Source organism: Achromobacter maghribensis, assembly GCF_057334215.1.
The window spans coordinates 493,114-508,409 of sequence record NZ_JBHFII010000061.1; the positions used below are offsets into that span (position 1 = coordinate 493,114).

13 protein-coding genes and 1 pseudogene are annotated in these 15,296 nt (G+C 62.9%); 7 read left to right on the forward strand and 7 right to left on the reverse strand.

Translation table 11 applies throughout. The features are described from left to right. The 3 genes from ACE039_RS28280 to ACE039_RS28290 form a co-directional block, all read left to right on the forward strand. Positions 1-334: sigma factor-like helix-turn-helix DNA-binding protein (locus tag ACE039_RS28280; protein WP_485823964.1), on the forward strand; the 334-nt coding region annotated here is incomplete at its 5' end. Next, positions 331-1,293: a FecR domain-containing protein gene (locus ACE039_RS28285; protein WP_485823965.1), complete on the forward strand. Its 963-nt coding sequence runs from the start codon at positions 331-333 to the stop codon at positions 1,291-1,293. The genes ACE039_RS28280 and ACE039_RS28285, both read left to right, overlap by 4 nt. Positions 1,294-1,390: 97 nt before the next feature. Beyond that, complete coding sequence (locus ACE039_RS28290) at positions 1,391-3,796, forward strand: TonB-dependent siderophore receptor (RefSeq protein WP_485823966.1); 2,406 nt, start codon at positions 1,391-1,393, stop codon at positions 3,794-3,796. 124 nt (positions 3,797-3,920) lie between these two features. On the opposite strand, the gene ACE039_RS28295 is transcribed toward ACE039_RS28290, so the two are convergent. From ACE039_RS28295 to ACE039_RS28310, 4 genes are all read right to left on the reverse strand, one after another. Beyond that, positions 3,921-4,115 (reverse strand): NAD(P)-binding domain-containing protein, encoded by a 195-nt coding sequence (locus ACE039_RS28295; RefSeq protein WP_485824094.1) that lies wholly within the window; start codon positions 4,113-4,115, stop codon positions 3,921-3,923. A 23-nt stretch (positions 4,116-4,138) separates the two neighbouring features. Continuing rightward, positions 4,139-4,906 (reverse strand): SDR family NAD(P)-dependent oxidoreductase, encoded by a 768-nt coding sequence (locus ACE039_RS28300; RefSeq protein WP_485823967.1) that lies wholly within the window; start codon positions 4,904-4,906, stop codon positions 4,139-4,141. 63 nt (positions 4,907-4,969) lie between these two features. Continuing rightward, entirely contained in the window at positions 4,970-5,671 is a 702-nt protein-coding gene (locus tag ACE039_RS28305) for an NADPH-dependent F420 reductase (RefSeq protein ID WP_485823968.1), read from the reverse strand. Positions 5,672-5,936: 265 nt separating this feature from the next. Continuing rightward, positions 5,937-6,734 (reverse strand): NADPH-dependent F420 reductase, encoded by a 798-nt coding sequence (locus ACE039_RS28310; RefSeq protein WP_485823969.1) that lies wholly within the window; start codon positions 6,732-6,734, stop codon positions 5,937-5,939. Between the two features lie 252 nt (positions 6,735-6,986). On the opposite strand from ACE039_RS28310, the gene ACE039_RS28315 reads away from it, so the two are divergent. Continuing rightward, complete coding sequence (locus tag ACE039_RS28315) at positions 6,987-7,892, forward strand: LysR family transcriptional regulator (protein ID WP_485823970.1); 906 nt, start codon at positions 6,987-6,989, stop codon at positions 7,890-7,892. Between the two features lie 8 nt (positions 7,893-7,900). Here ACE039_RS28315 and ACE039_RS28320 read toward each other — a convergent pair. After that, positions 7,901-8,228: pseudogene (locus tag ACE039_RS28320) on the reverse strand (DUF3363 domain-containing protein); the annotation flags it as partial. 349 nt (positions 8,229-8,577) lie between these two features. Further along, positions 8,578-9,825: an MFS transporter gene (locus ACE039_RS28325; protein ID WP_485823971.1), complete on the reverse strand. Its 1,248-nt coding sequence runs from the start codon at positions 9,823-9,825 to the stop codon at positions 8,578-8,580. A gap of 57 nt (positions 9,826-9,882) precedes the next feature. On the opposite strand from ACE039_RS28325, the gene ACE039_RS28330 reads away from it, so the two are divergent. Next, entirely contained in the window at positions 9,883-10,875 is a 993-nt protein-coding gene (locus ACE039_RS28330) for an AraC family transcriptional regulator (protein ID WP_485823972.1), read from the forward strand. A gap of 523 nt (positions 10,876-11,398) precedes the next feature. On the opposite strand, the gene ACE039_RS28335 is transcribed toward ACE039_RS28330, so the two are convergent. Beyond that, a complete protein-coding gene (locus ACE039_RS28335; protein WP_485823973.1) occupies positions 11,399-12,391 on the reverse strand; it encodes a quinone oxidoreductase family protein in 993 nt (330 codons plus the stop codon). 379 nt (positions 12,392-12,770) lie between these two features. Here ACE039_RS28335 and ACE039_RS28340 point away from each other — a divergent pair, with 379 nt between their 5' ends. After that, positions 12,771-14,990: a hypothetical protein gene (locus ACE039_RS28340; RefSeq protein WP_485823974.1), complete on the forward strand. Its 2,220-nt coding sequence runs from the start codon at positions 12,771-12,773 to the stop codon at positions 14,988-14,990. 10 nt (positions 14,991-15,000) lie between these two features. Beyond that, positions 15,001-15,270, forward strand: coding sequence for a hypothetical protein (locus ACE039_RS28345; protein ID WP_485823975.1), 270 nt, complete (start codon positions 15,001-15,003; stop codon positions 15,268-15,270). The last annotated feature ends 26 nt before the right edge of the window (positions 15,271-15,296 follow it).

Here is a 15,296-nt window from a genome sequence, read left to right on the forward strand (position 1 = left end):
GCGCGCACTCATCATCACCATCGCCAAACGTCTGGTCTGGAAACTGTGGCGCCGTCGCGAGCTGGAAGCCGCGTGGCTGGAAAGCCTCTTCCACCACGGCGAGCAGTTCTCCCCGTCGCCGCAGGAACAGCTGGCGATCCTGCAGACGCTGCAGCAGGTGGACCAGATGCTCGACGGCCTGTCGGCGAAGGCGCGCGCCGCGTTCCTGTACAGCCAGCTCGATGGATTGACCCACAAGGAGATTGCTGCCGCGCTGGGCGTGTCGGTGAGCATGGTGCGCCACTACATCGCGCAGGCGCTGCAGCGCTGCTACGCGCTGGCGGAGTCGCCATGAGCCGCGAGCAAACCGTGGCCCAGGCCGAGGATCGGGCGATCGGCTTCTGGGTCAAGCTGACCTCGGGCGAGGCGACGGATGCCGATCACGCCGCCTGTGCCGCCTGGCGCGCGGCCGATCCGGCCCATGAACATGCCTGGGCGCGGCTACAGCAGGGCCTTATCCAGTCCGTGGGGCGGCTGGAATCGGTCATGAAGAACGAGCACCGCGCGCTGCGTCGCACGCTGGTGCACCCCGCGCGGCGTCGCGTGCTGCTCAACGCGGCCGCATTGGCCGGCGCTGCGGCGGCGGGCGGCTGGGTGGCCAACCGCATCACGCCGCTGGTCAATCTGACGGCCGATCTGGGCACGGCCACGGGCGAACGTCGGACCTACACGCTGCCGGACGGCAGCCTGCTGACCCTGGACGCGCGCAGCCGCGTGGATCTAGATTTCACGGCGGACGCGCGCAACGTGCGGTTGCTGGAAGGGGCGTTGGTGGTGCAGCCGCGCACCGGTCTTTCCGGGATGTTTGCGGTGCATACGGCGCACGGGCAGGTCCGCAGCGCGGGTGCGGGCTGCATGGTGCGGCTGGAAGAGGAAGCCAGCCTGGCCGTGGCGTTGCAGAGCAGCGTCGAAGTCCTTCCGCGCGATGCGTCGCCGCTGATGCTGGCGATGGGGCAGGGCGCGCGTTTTGGCGCCGCCTGGGCGGACCGCCCGCAAGCGATGGAAGACGCCGCATCGTGGCGCGAGGGATGGCTGAAGGTGCGCGACCAGCCGCTGGGCGAGATTGCCGCAGCGCTGGCCAGCTACCGCACAGGCGTGCTGCGCGTCAGCCCGCAGGCCGCCCGCCTGGCGGTGTCCGGTCTCTATCCGCTGGACGACACCGACCGCGCGCTGAGCGCGCTGGAACACACGCTGCCGATCACGGTCAGCCGCTATACGCGCTGGCTCACTTTGATCGACGTCCGGCCGGCCTGACCGGTTTCTTTCACTTTTTTTCGCAAGAGGACTGTCACTTTTCCGATCTCGCGGCACATACCCAGATATCACTGTGCGCAACGTATCGGAGAGCTTCATGCGCGTTTTGCCTGTTCCCCATGTCCTGAGTATCGCCGTGGTCCTGGCGGCGTCCAGCCTTGGCCAGCCCGTCCAGGCCCAGCCGCGGGCGCCCATCGCGTTCAATCTTCCCCCTGGCAGCCTGGACGCCACGCTGACCGAGATTGCACGGTTGAGCCGGACCGTCGTTTCCTACGATCCGCAGCTCGTGCGCGGCCTGAATGCCCCCGCCGTGCGGGGCGTATACACCACGGATGCTGCGCTGCGCGCCGCGCTGGCGGGCAGCGGACTTGAATCCACGCAAGCCGCGGACGGCACGCTGACCCTGCGGCGTGCGCCGCCCCAGGCCACCACGCTCGCACCGGTCACGGTGTCCGGCAATTTGCCGCCCGTGGACTCCAGTGACACCTACGTCGTGCAGGCGACGAACAGCGCCACGCGCCTGAACCTGTCGCAGCGCGAGACGCCGCAATCGGTAACGGTGGTGACGCGCCAGCGCATGGATGATCAGTCCATGCGGAACCTGGACGACGTGCTGCAGGCGACCACCGGCATTTCGGTGGTTCAGAGCGGTTCGGAGCGCTCGACCTACCAGGCGCGTGGCCAACAGATCGACAACCTGCAGATCGACGGCGTGCCGGTCAACATCACCAACCCGTATTCGTTCGACGCCATCAACAAGCCCACCACCGAGATCTATGACCGGGTCGAGGTCGTGCGCGGCGCCACGGGCCTGCTGGAAGGGGCCGGCAACCCGGCGGCCGCCATCAACCTGGTGCGCAAGCGGCCCGGCTACGACACGACGGGGGTCATGACGGTGTCGGCGGGATCGTGGGACGACTACCGCACCATGCTCGACGTGTCCTCGCCGTTGAACGACGCCAAGACGCTGCGCGGACGCGCCGTGATGGCTTACACCAATTCGGACGACTTCCAGCAACATGCGGGCAAGGAGAACACGCTCTTCTACGGCATCCTGGAGGCCGACATCACGCCCGCCACCACGGTGACGGCGGGCCTGACCTACCAGAAAGACCGCAACCAGGGCTATGACTGGTCCGGCCTGCCGACGCGAGCCGACGGTTCGTTCTACCCGATGTCGCGCAAGACGGCACTGGTTGGCGACTGGAACTACGTGAACAAGCGCAACACCAACCTGTTCGCCGACATCAGGCATGAATTCGACAATGGCTGGAAGCTAACCGTGGCCGGGAACTGGCTGTCCGCCAAATCGGACTTCCTGGGCAATTACACGCAGCGCACCACCGGCGACCTTTTCACACTGAACCCGCGCCTCTTCCATTTCAACGATTCTCAGTGGGGCGTGGACGCGTATGCATCGGGCCCGTTCCAATTGCTGGGCCGCCAGCATGAGCTGGTGGTGGGCGCCTCCACGCGCAAGGACGACTTCGACTATCACGGCGGGCGCGACGCCAGCTATCGCTACGTGGTCGACATGAACAACCTGAGCGCCTTCGATCCGCCCGTGCCGACCGGCCTGGACGTGGACATGTGGCAGTACAACATCACACAGAAGCAGCAAGGCATTTACACCGCCGGCCGCTTCAGTCTGACCGACAGCACGACCTTCCTCGTTGGTGCGCGCATGAGCTGGTTCGAATTCGACCGCTTTGCGCAGACCACCGTGCGCACAGGAAGCCGCTATGAGCAGCGCGGCAAGGTCACGCCGTACGCCGGCGTGGTGCAGGACCTGAACGAGAACCTGTCAGCGTACGTCAGCTATACCGAAATCTTCAAGCCGCAGGAAAACATTGGCGTCGACGGCAGTGTGCTGCCCCCGATGACGGGGCAGAACTACGAGATCGGCCTGAAGGGCGAGTTCATGGACCGCGGGGTGAACGCAGCGCTGGCGCTGTTTCAGACGGACCAGAAGGGCCGGGCCGACCGGATCTACGACATGGACCTGTGCCCGCCGGGCGTCCTTTCCTGCTTCCGCGCCGCCGAGAAGGTGCGCAACCGTGGCGTGGACTTCGAGATCAACGGCTCCATCACACCGGCCTGGAATGTCAGCCTGGGCTACACGTATACGCAATCGAAGTACGCGCAGGGTCCGCTGTCCGGCCAGACGTTTGCCAGCACCTTTCCGCGTCACCTGCTGAAGGTGTCCACCGACTACCGGCTGCCGGACCAATGGAACAAGCTGCGCGTGGGCGGCTCGGTCTATGCGCAGAGCGGCATCTTCAACACCGGCACGACGGGCGGAGTCGACTACAGGATTTCGCAGGGCGCCTACACGCTGGTCGGCCTGCATGCGGTCTACGACGTCAACAAGAACCTGGCGGTGCAGTTCAATGTGGACAACCTCTTCGACCGGAATTACTACCAGTCGGTGGGCAACACCGACTACTTCAATTACTTCGGCCAGCCGCGCACCTTCCGCGTGGCCGTGCGCGCCATGTTCTGATCGGCGCACGAACCCGGGACGGCAGGCTTACTCCCGGGCGGTGCCCTGTTTCCGCTTCTGGCCGGGAGCCGTCGTCTGCGGAAGGCTGATTTCGACCCATCCGAGACATCCAGCGGACATGTCTCTACACAACGAAGAAAACGATCTCGCCGCTGCGAGCTGCCTCAGAGACGGTAACCGCCGTGGCGGCGGCTTCGGCTGCAAGCTCAGCAAGCGAATCCGGGCCGCGCGAGTTGGCGACCGACAGCTTGTGGCCTAGTTTCGACAGTTGGCGCGTTAGCGAATCGGCGTGGCTGGTCCGCGAAAAATGCTGGACCAGCCGCTAGTTCCGCCCATGCTGAATCAAAGCTTGTAGCCGCCGCTCGCTTCGATCACCTGGGCAGTCACCCAACGGCCTTCATCGGAGGCCAGGAAGGCCACCACTGCCGCGATGTCTGAGGTTTCGCCAAAGCGTCCCAGTGCGGTATCGGCTTCGATCGCCTTCACCATGTCGGCGTTTTCGCGGACAGCGGCGTTCATGTCCGTTCGCGTCCAACCTGGCGCCACGGCGTTCACCGTGATCCCGCGCGGCCCCAATTCCATCGCCAGTGCATGGGTCAGGTTGTTGATGGCCGCCTTGGCCATGGAGTAGATGGGGACGGCCTGCAATGGGCGCGTGGCCGCGCCGGAGGACGTATTGATGATCCGACCACCATCGGAGAGGCGGCTCAGTGCGGATTGAACGACGAAGAACGGTGCGCGGGCGTGAACTGCGAACATTGTGTTCCAGGCGTCCGGCGTTGCATCGGCAAGACCGCCCCAGCCTGAGTTGCCGGCGTTGTTTACCAGAATGTCGAGCGCCTTGCTGCCCTTTCTTGCAGTGAACTCGCGGTCGAGCGCATCGAACAATGCCGGGATCGCCGCGGCATCGGCCAGGTCGGCGTGAAGCGCGAAAGCGGTACCGCCCGCTTTTTCGATGGTCGCAACCACTTCTTCTGCGCCTGCGCTGCTTGCGTTGTAGGTGATGGCGACGGTCGCACCGTCGGCCGCAAGCCGTTCGGCAATCGCGCGACCGATGCCGCGCGATCCGCCGGTGACGAGAGCGGCTTTGCCCTTGAGGGATTGGGACATGAGATTTTCCTAGGTAAAGTGAATGTGGTTTCAGTGGCCTTGCGGATCGGATTGCGAGGTGGCTCAGGTGATCCGTTCGCGTACGATCGGGCCGGGGCTTGCCTCGATAACCGACAGCGCCAGCCGGATAAGACCCTCCGAGTCCCCGGCATATTCATGCTCGGCAATGTGGTGCAGCAGGACGCCGGCCTGCTCCAGTTGCCGGGCGCCTTTGAGGGGGCCGGCGTTGATGGGCTTGAAGCCAGCATCAGCGATCAGACCGCGCGTTACCTGCCCGGCCGATGTGTCGTCGCTGACATAGAAGACGTTAGGCTGCACTGGCGACTTCGACCACGCTGCGGCCTCGAGCAATGGCGATCCCAGCAGATTGAACGCCTTGACTATCCGAGCCTTCGGCAGGCGTTGTTGCAAAACCTCGGAGGTCGAGTTGTCGCGCATGAAGTCCAGCTCGTGGAAATGCTGAAATTCCGCGGTGACGCCGAGCGGGTTCATGGTCTCAATGACGGTTTTGCCATCGAGCGCGTCGCCCACTTCGCTCACGATCGCGTCGACTCTCGGCCAGTAGACGGAGAACAGAACGGCCTCGCCGAATTCGGCGGCCTCGCGGATCGTGCCGAGCCGGGCCCTGTCGCCCAGTTCTGCAAGCAACGGTGCGATCTTGCGATCCTCGCCGTCCTTCGCAATGACGAGGTCATGACCTGCGGCTACCCAGGCTCGCGCTAGACGACTGCCGACATTGCCGGCATTCAATATTCCTATCTTCATTTGCTTTCGAGCTTCCCAGTAGTGCGTTAAAAGCACTACTCTAGGGATGATCGAAAAATAGATAAATAGCAGAAAAAACTACAGACCGTTGTCTATAGATGCATCAATAGATCGATTGGTGTACAGGCCACACGAATGGCAATCATCGGCGCGACGAGAGGCGCCAGCTGCATGGTTCCACTTGTCTGTCGGGCCGGGCGCACCTTATCGGCCAGAGGCTGTGAACGGTCATCGGGCGCCCGCAAGGGCGCCGGATGTAGAGGCTTTATTTCTCGACGGTCGCGGCGCTTGCCTGGGCCATGAAGAGGTCGACGTGTACCTGCGGCATGCCCTCGAATGTGCCGCCGATCGGTGAGGGGCGCTTTGCCTCGTTGATCAAGCGCCGAGCATCTTCGCGCGACACGGGCGTGCCGGGCTGCGTGTAGGCGCGCTCGGCTTCTTCGCCCGTCGCATTCAGATCTACCGTCGGAGCGTAGCGCCAAAAGTAGATGGGCGTGCTCGGTTCAATGCGCCAGCTGTCTGCGAGCGAGCCCGCATCGATGGTATCGAAGCCGATCTTGTCGAAGAACTCGGTCACCGCCTGCTTCGCTCCGGCGTCGTCACCCGCGATCGGCAGCGTCGTGCGGTTCGCCGAACCCTTCGGCGTCGCGTTGGCCTTCATGTGGAGCCAGCTGAGGTTGTGAAGGCCCTTGACGACCTTCGCTCCCGGCAAACGCCGCTGGATCAGCCCACTGGAGGTCAGCTCCCCCCTGTCGAGAACGTCGTTGTTGCCGAATGCGGGATAGTAGTTCGTCTGGTCGAGTACGGCCTTGCCCGCGAACTTGTCGGCGGGCAGTTGCTCGGAGGCGGCGATCGGGATCGATAGTGTGACGATGTCACCCGCCGCGATGGCCTCCTCGGTGGTGCCGGCGCTCGCCAGCGGTCCAAGCTCCTCGATCAGGTCCTTGATGGTGTCCGCGCCGCGGGAGTTGCTGATCACTACCTTATAGCCAGCTGCGGTCGCGAGGCGCGCGACTGCCTTACCGACGAGGCCGGAGCCAATAATTCCGATTGTTTGTGTCATCTTCGCATTCCTTCTATGGGAGAACGGCGGGAACCCGCCGACAGGTTTCATGGGACGCACGTCTAAGCGCGCCGCGATGCAAGCAAGTCGTTCGAACGACAGGGCGGGGTGCGTCTCGATCGCCGTGACGCTCACAACCACAGCAAGTCAGTGCCGCCGCTGTATTCATTGAGTGCGACGTGTTGCATGAATCGCACTATGGACTTACCCTCTTTATTGATAAATATAGGGATAAGTCACATACTGTTGTCCATGAATACATCAATCGATCTACCGGAGATGCGCGTCTTCGTGGCGGTTGTGACCGACGGCTCTTTCACGACGGCTGCGGATCGGCTGGGCACCGACAAGGCGCGCATCAGCCGCATCGTCAGTCGCATGGAGAAGAAGCTCGGCGCACAGCTCCTCACCCGCTCGACACGCCGCCTCAGCGTGACCGAGGTCGGGCGCGATTACTTCGAGCGCGCCATGTGCATCCTGACCGCCGCCGAAGCCGCAGAGGCTGCGGTGGCGCAGCAGTCCAGGGAGCCCAAAGGACTGCTCAAGCTCACGGCTGGATCCGAGTTCGGAACGATGGTCGTGGACGAATGGATCGCGGCGTTTCTGCGAATGGCCCCGAAAGTGAGGGTGGAGGCGGAATACACAAATCGCCTGGTCGATATCATCCATGAAGGCTTCGATGTCGCCATCCGTGTCGGCGCGCTCGAAGATTCGGGGCTCTCGGCGCGCAAACTCGGCGAGGTGTCTTACGGGCTGTATGCTGCCCCTGGCTATTTGAAGCGCGGGCCGGCGCTTTCCGCCGTCGGCGACCTGAAGCGCCACAACCTGATCATGAAGACGACGCGGGGGCGCTCCAATTGGGCCCTGGTAAACGGTGAGAACACCGAGAAAGTCACGGTGTCCCCGCGTTGTGCCGTCAACAGCACGATCGCGGCGAAGAACCTCGCACTTGCAGGACTCGGGATCACGCACTTGCCGCGTTTCATGGCCGAACCCTATGTGGCTGCTGGCACGCTGTCTTGCGTGCTTCCCGGCTGGGCAGAGGTTCCGGCCCCTGTCCACGCCGTATTCGCATCGAGCCGCTACATGGATCCCAAAGTGCGCAGCTTCGTGGATCTCTGCCTGAGCGCGTTCAAGGATGGCGGCGGCTCACAGTGAATGGCGGATCAAATGGCGGGCCCGCGTTGCCGGCCAATCTCCCACGACAGGCTACTGCCGCGTACCGTGGCCGCAAGTTGCTGACCTAGCCGCTGCTCGATCACGGGCGGCCACGGAACCAGACTGAACCCTATACCGTCATCGCGCAGCGACCTCTGGCGAGCATTACCAAGCGCTGGTAGATGCTCGCCAAGCGCCGACCTTCGGCGACGCGCCGATGGGCCAGTCCGCTGTCAGCGGCAGTGTCCTTGGCGGCTTGCGTCAGTTCCCGATTGCGCAGCGTGTCCAGCAGGTTCCGAGCGAGATCACAAGCTGTCCCCGCCGTTCGACCAGTCCATGGGTTTGGCCACGCCCGCGACACAATGGATGACGTGGTATTACGACCGACTAAGTTCAGCTTAAAGCGGTGAACCAAGAAACTGCGTTGATCGTCTGCTTCTGGCCGAACCTGTATGAAAGCGCGGTTTACTGGAGATTTCAAGCGTCCTTCGCCCCTTGCCGAGCTCACGAAAATCGATTCTGCAGCGATCTGAGGGGTCGAGATTGCAGGCGACTTTGGCCAGCACGCGTTTTCACACAGCCTCGACCCGAAGCGGCCGTTCTCGCCGCGCAGAAACGTTTTAGTGGCATCCGAAAACGACACAACGTGCATTGGGCAAGGAAGGGGCTTTTTCTGGCAACAGGGTCACAGATGAATTGCGGAGGGTGCGGCTGCACCGATCGACGGCGAGGGTACTTTTACGCGCATCCAGATGAAGAGGCCGGCAAGCAGCATGAGACACCCTCCTGCAACGAAAACGCCTTCAATGCCTCTCAGGCTGAACATTGCACCGCCTGCTGCGGCGCCTATGGCGATTGAGGACTGCACCGACGCTACGACCATCCCGCCCGCGCTTTCGGCTTGATCCGGCACGGCGCGCGCGACCCAGTTTGACCATGCAACGGGAACGCCTCCGAACGCAAGGCCCCATGCTGCAATCAGCGTTGCCTGCCCCGGTATGGACGCAGGAAAAAGTGCCATCGCCAAAGCACTCCCACCGACGAGGGCCGGCATTAGAGCCAAGGTGACATATAAGCTACGCTGCATCAGCCAACCTGCGAGCAGGGTGCCTACGAAATTCGCAATGCCGAAGCCAAGTAGCATCAGCGCCAGGCCGTTCGTTCCAACGCCGGCAGTGCTTTCCAGGAACGGCCGGATATAGGTAAAGAGAGCGAAATGGCCTGTATGCGCCAGAATGCAGCCAAACATTCCAAGGGCAATTCCGGGCCGCAAGAGAACGTCCAAAATCGTTCTGAGCCGGGCGGGCCGACGCGGCGCCATGCGCGGTAACGTGAACCATTGGAACGCCAGGGTTAATACACCCACTGCCGCAGCTGCGACAAAGGCGCTGCGCCATCCAAATTGGCCGCCAAGATAGCTTCCTAACGGTACGGCGACCACTGTCCCCACGGCAATGCCGCTAAAGATGATGGATAACGCGCGTGGCAGGAGGGCCGCCGGTACCAATCGCATGGCGACAGCTGCCGCCATGCTCCAGAACCCTCCTAAGGCGATCCCGAGTAGGACGCGCATCAAGAGCAGCACCCACATGTCCGACGACGCCGCGACCAGCAGGTTGGACACAATCATTAAAGTGGAAAAGCCCAGTAGAACCGTACGCCGATCGAGGCTGCGGGTAAGACCGGGCACGAGCAAGCCTGCGAAAAGCGCCACCACCGCAGTGACCGTCACTGCCTGCCCCGCCATGGCTTCTGATACGCGTAGAGCTTCCGCCATGGGCGTCAGGAGACTTGCCGGCAAGTACTCCGCGGTCAATAGGCCGAATACACCCATCGCCAACGAGAACACTGCTGTCCATGCCGCTGACACCGGCTCAATGTCCACCGGGCTGGCTGAACCTTCGGGGGTGGAAAGATCAACAAAACTACGCATTGCACTCATCCAAGAAAATCAGTGAGTGCAGTCTAGGACTTGTGATCGGGATGATCTATGATGTTCCGTACTGAATCTTTGATAGAAAATCCGATGCCGTTGTCGCACGATTACGCTCTTCCTCCGCACTTGATCAGTGAGTTGCTTACCGGAATGCGTCTGCGCGGGGTGCAGTACCGGCGGGTGCAGACCGGCCCTAGTTTTGGACTGAGCTTTGAAGCGAAGGCTGGCCACGGTTTTTTCTACTACTTGGCTGTGGGCTCGGCCGTCCTACGCACCGTGGAGGGCGGCTTGCACAAATTGAGTGCCGGCAACGCGGTGTTTCTGCCTCATGGGCAAGTCCATCAATGGCTTTCCGCCGAGGACGCAGACTTGCAGGATATCGATACGCTTGAAGCCGCCTTGATCGGCAATTCCGTGACCGAAGTGGATACCTGTCCAAGTACCAGCATCGTACCCAGCGCAATCTTCTTTTACGGTTGCATGGAATTCGACCTTGGCGGCATGCGGGCTCTGGGGCAACTGATGCCGGATGTCATGTGCGTGGATGCCGACAGCGACCGCTTTCCTGGCATGGTCCCAATTCTGGGCGCGATGAAAGGCGAAATCTGTTCCAGACGCGTGGGGTTTGCGGACATTCTGGCCCGCTTAGCCGAAGTGGTCGCCGCGATGATTGTTCGGGGATGGGTCGAGTGCGGTTGCGACAATGCCTCCGGCCTGGCCGCAGCGCTGCGGGATCCACGGCTTGCTCGCGCCATCCTCGCCTTGCACCGCCAACCAGCCCGCGATTGGAAATTGGCTGAGTTGGCGAGCGAGTGCAATATTTCTCGCTCTGTTTTTGCCGACAGATTTCATGCCACGGTGGGAACGCCACCTTTGCGCTACGCCAACGAGTTGAAGATGCGTCTTGCCAGGCAATGGCTGACGCACGACAGGCTGCCGATCGACACGGTAGCTGAACGCTTGGGCTATACGTCGCAGGCAGCATTCAGCCGTGCTTTCAAGCGTGTTACCGGCCTTCCCCCAGGCTCTAGCCGAGAGGCGCGTTGAACTTCCACGTAAATGTCCACGCAGACAGCTTTGGTCGGAACGGCAGTGCACTAGCAACGCATCACGAATCGCCTTCGCCCTATATCGGGTGAGAGAACTGCCCGAAGCAGCGTCGCAAGCAAGTGATGCGGTAGGGGCGGAGAAATCGCTTATACAAGCCTCTTGCTACGGCACCAAAGGCGTGCTCGCCCCGCCTTGTTAGTACGGTACAGCCGCGCCACACGCCAGGCAGGGCGGAGGCCGGCTGGCCAAGGCGCGCCATTCATTAAGCGCGGTCAATACTCCCCGTCGGACGGTTGACTGTTTGTCCGCACGGCGCCCCGGGGACGGGAAGCGCCGCTACCGTCCGACTGCTTGCGACCCGAAGCGGGCGCTAGCGGTGCGGACGACTTATCCTATGTTGCTTTGGGCAAGGCGAACTACCGAAAAACGCTGTCCACTCATCGTCGACGCAGGCCTTTCGCGCGGGCCTCTAACAGAGATGTGCCGGCTGGCGCGAAAGTAGATTCCCGCGATCCTCGCACTACGGCAGGATGATGATAGCCCCGGCGTTCTCTCGCTTCTCCGCCATCGCGTGCGCACCTGCAATGGTGTCAAGCGTGAAGCGGGCTGATATGGAAGGCTTTACCCAGCCCTTGCTCATCGCTTCAAAGACGGTGTCTGCGTTCGCTCGAAACGTGGCAGCGTCAGCGTTATGGGGGAACACGGACGGTCGCGTGAGGAACAGACATCCCTTTTTGTTTAGCAATTCGGGGTCGATGGACGGCGCTGGCCCCGACGCTGCGCCAAACACCACGACTGTGCCGAATTTCGCCGCGCAGTCCAACGAACCTAGAAAAGTGTGCCTTCCAACTGAGTCATACACTACATGCACCTTACGGCCACCGCTTGCTGCGATCACGCGCTCCACCCACCCTTCCTGACTGTAGTTGACGGCATGGTCGCATCCCACTTCAAGGGCGATGCTGCATTTTTCATCCGAGCCTGTCGTGCCGATCACGTGCGCGCCTAAAGCCTTTGCCCAGCGACTGAGGACTTGCCCCACGCCACCTGCCGCCGCGTGGACTAGGACGATATCGCCGGCCTTGACGGGATATGTCTTGCGCAACAAATACTCGGCCGTCATGGCTTTGAAGAAGACTGCTACTGCGGTGGATTCCTCTAGCCCGTCAGGAATGCGAGCCAGCCTTGATGCGTCAACGTTGCGGCGGTCAGCGTAAGCGCCAATACCAGCGTTCATGTAGATGACACGGTCGCCCACATTGAAGTCAGTAACACCGGGGCCAACGACTTCCACAATACCGGCAGCCTCATGCCCCAGGCCTGTCGGCAAAGGGAGGGGATACTTGCCGGCCCGTTGATAAATATCGATGTAGTTGAACCCGATTGCTGTTTGACGCAGCTGCACTTCTCCTTCGGCGGGCGGCGCGATTGGCTCTTTTATAAGTTTGAGAACGTTCGTGTCCCCAAAGGCATTCAATTGAATTACGCGGCGAGTGAGTGCAGCTGTGGGCATTTGTTTCTCCGTCGTGAGAACCGGGTCCGATCGTCCAGCATAATTCATACTTACAGTGCGCGGCGAGGGCTTTCGATGTGCCGGAGCCCGAAGACGTACCGGATGCACTGCTGGCGATCGACGTCTGCTCCTGGCCGCAAGCGGCCGTCACATAAAGACCGTTTCCGACCGAGAGCAAAAGTCCGGGCCCCAGGGGTGACCGGGCCACGCTACATCCCGCTATAGGCAATATTGCCGACACTGCTCATGCGCTTGGTGATAAGGCGATCTCCCGAAAAGATCGGCAGTAAAGACGATTAACTCCTAGGAAATCGTCGCCACTGCGTAACCCCGCTCGGCTCAAATTCGGTCATTCCTACCCAACGGAGACCGTCGAAAAATGAGAGTCAAGCATCCCGCCATTTCGGCGCTGGCGCGCACGCCAGCGAACCCTGCGCTACGCGTCCGCCTCCCGCTCCGAGAGCACCGCGCGGCCGTGTGGGCCCGCCTGGCTGCCACCGCAATGCTGTCGTTGGCGCTGACCGCGTGTGGCGGCAGCGACGACGATACCGATGCGGGCACGCCCCAGCCCGAAACGCCCGCCACGCCGCAGCCGCCTGTCGCGTCCGCCAGCCGCCATGCACTGGTGATCGACATGGACAGCGCCGTTTACCGCGCGGTGCAAAGCGGCATTGCCGCCGGCACGCTGCCGAACCTGGCGAGGCTTCAGGTGCAGTTGGCCTACAACGGCGGCGTCGCCGGCACCCCCAGCCAGCAGCCCACGTTGGACATGCCGGGGTGGGCCACTCTGCTAACCGGCACGTGGGCATATCGGCATGGCGTGATCTCCAGCGCGCCCGTGCAAGCCCTGCGGGCCCCCACGCTGTTTCAACAATCCAAGGCCGCGAACACGGGGCTGAACGGTGCGGCCGTGGCATCGCCAGAATTGGCGCAACTGCTGGTGGCCGACCACGACGCCGGCTACCTGGACACCATGGCCGATTGTTCGGACCAGGCCGCCACCATGGATTGCGTGTCGGATCAGGCGGTGCGGATGATCGGCAGCGGCTATCGCACGGTGGTCGCGCAATTTCGTTCCGCCAAGGACGCCGCGCTGGATTACGGCCTGGGCTCGCCCCAGTACACGGCCACGCTGGCCAAACTGGACCGCGCCGTGGGCGCCATGCTGGACGAGACCGGCAAGCTTGCCGACCGCCAGTGGCTGATCGTCGTGACGGGCAACCACGGCCTTAGCGACAACAGCCAGGACGACGGCTTGCCGCTGGTGCCGGAATCGGCCACCTTCATCGGGTTCAACCAAGCCACTAACAACGGCGGCCAGGGCGTCGGCGCGCCGATGCCCGCCACGTTGGACGATCTGTATGGCTACGCCAGCATGGCAGATGTGGCGCCCACGATATTGGGATACCTGAACGCAACGCCGCAGGCCGCGCAGTACGCGCTTGATGGCGGCAGTCTGCTTGGGCCGCAACCGGTATCGCGTTTGGTGGCGGCAGTTGCTGACAATAACTCGTCTTCCGTCAACGTGGTGTTGACGTGGACGGCGCCGCCTGACCGCCGCATCGACGTACTGCGTGACGGCCGCGTCATAGCCTCCCGGCTGCCCGCGGGCACCACGACGTATACCGACAACCAGTTGACGGCGGACCTGTCCGCGCGCGGCACCTATCAATTCACCTACACCGTGCAGGCCGGCGAAGGTGATACCGCCGCATCGCGCAGCATTATCAGCCCGCCCTTGTCGTATACACCGCCGGTGCCGCTGGCTGCGACGCTGCGCAACGGCCTGGTGTCCTACTACCCGTTCAGCGCGACGCTGCCGCCCGTGGACGCGCAGGGCAACAGCACGATGGGCCCTGCCTCCAGCGACCTGCCGGCGTCGGCCGGTCTGGTCGCGCCCGGCCCGTTCGCGGGCACCAACGGCTTGCTGGTCGATACCAATTTCGTCACGACCGCCGGGCTGGAAGGCTATCGCCTGACGCCCGCCAATGGGTTCGATGTGTCCAAGGGCACCGCGCCGCAGTTCACCATCGGCTTCTGGTTCAAGGCGCCGGAATGCGTGTCCCGCAGCAACGTGACGATCCTGTCGAACAAGAACTACGTCAGCGGCGGCAATGCCGGCGTGGCGATCGGCATGTTCTCCAGTTCGGGCAGCCAGTGCGGCATCGCGTTCAACATCGGTTCGGGCGGCGGCGTGCGCGCGGACGGCCCGACCAGCCCGTACACGCAGATCACCGTGGGCCGGTGGAACTACATCGCGTTTTCGGTGGACGGCGTTGCCAAGACCATGAACATGGTGGTGTTCGATTCCGTGACGGGCGTGACCAACCGCGTGGCCACGGGCAAATCGACGGGTTCGGTGGATATGTCCAAGCTGTCTCCGTATCCGCAATGGGGCATCGGCGAAGACGGCACCGGCACCTATCTGATGAACAAGTGCGGCGCCACGCCGCCCTACACGGTGGGCCTATGCACCACGGCGCCTCCATACCAGCAGCTGTTTGGCGACCTGGCCATGTGGAACCGCGTGCTGACCGACAGCGAACTGCAATCCATCTTCCTGTCGAACAAGCCGCTGTCTACGCTGCCGGCCCAGTAAGGAAAGAATGATGACGACTCTTTCTTCCCTGGCAGGCAAGTGGCGTGTATCGGCCATCATCCGCGCGCTGGTGGCAATGATGGCGTGCGCCTTGGTCGCCGGATGCGGCGGCGATGACGATTCGGACGGCGATGCGCCGGCTCCGGTCGCGCAAGCGGGCGATGGCTCGGCGTCGCAGGCGCCCATCGTGGCGCCTCCGTCGGCCGGCGCCTGCCCGGACGGCGGTGCCCAGGCGGAGCAGCCCCCGGCGCTGAACTCGACGCTGGACTGCGCGCCTTGAGTCCACGGCGGGGGGGGGGGGGGGGG

Excerpts from the sequence above, each read along its gene's own strand:
- ACE039_RS28315 (WP_485823970.1), top strand. The coding sequence starts at position 6,987 with ATGAATACATCAATCGATCTACCGGAGATGCGCGTCTTCGTGGCGGTT.
- ACE039_RS28330 (WP_485823972.1), top strand. The coding sequence starts at position 9,883 with ATGATGTTCCGTACTGAATCTTTGATAGAAAATCCGATGCCGTTGTCG.
- ACE039_RS28285 (WP_485823965.1), top strand. The coding sequence starts at position 331 with ATGAGCCGCGAGCAAACCGTGGCCCAGGCCGAGGATCGGGCGATCGGC.
- ACE039_RS28335 (WP_485823973.1), bottom strand. The coding sequence starts at position 12,391 with ATGCCCACAGCTGCACTCACTCGCCGCGTAATTCAATTGAATGCCTTT.
- ACE039_RS28345 (WP_485823975.1), top strand. The coding sequence starts at position 15,001 with ATGACGACTCTTTCTTCCCTGGCAGGCAAGTGGCGTGTATCGGCCATC.
- ACE039_RS28305 (WP_485823968.1), bottom strand. The coding sequence starts at position 5,671 with ATGAAGATAGGAATATTGAATGCCGGCAATGTCGGCAGTCGTCTAGCG.
- ACE039_RS28340 (WP_485823974.1), top strand. The coding sequence starts at position 12,771 with ATGAGAGTCAAGCATCCCGCCATTTCGGCGCTGGCGCGCACGCCAGCG.
- ACE039_RS28310 (WP_485823969.1), bottom strand. The coding sequence starts at position 6,734 with ATGACACAAACAATCGGAATTATTGGCTCCGGCCTCGTCGGTAAGGCA.
- ACE039_RS28300 (WP_485823967.1), bottom strand. The coding sequence starts at position 4,906 with ATGTCCCAATCCCTCAAGGGCAAAGCCGCTCTCGTCACCGGCGGATCG.
- ACE039_RS28325 (WP_485823971.1), bottom strand. The coding sequence starts at position 9,825 with ATGCGTAGTTTTGTTGATCTTTCCACCCCCGAAGGTTCAGCCAGCCCG.
- ACE039_RS28290 (WP_485823966.1), top strand. The coding sequence starts at position 1,391 with ATGCGCGTTTTGCCTGTTCCCCATGTCCTGAGTATCGCCGTGGTCCTG.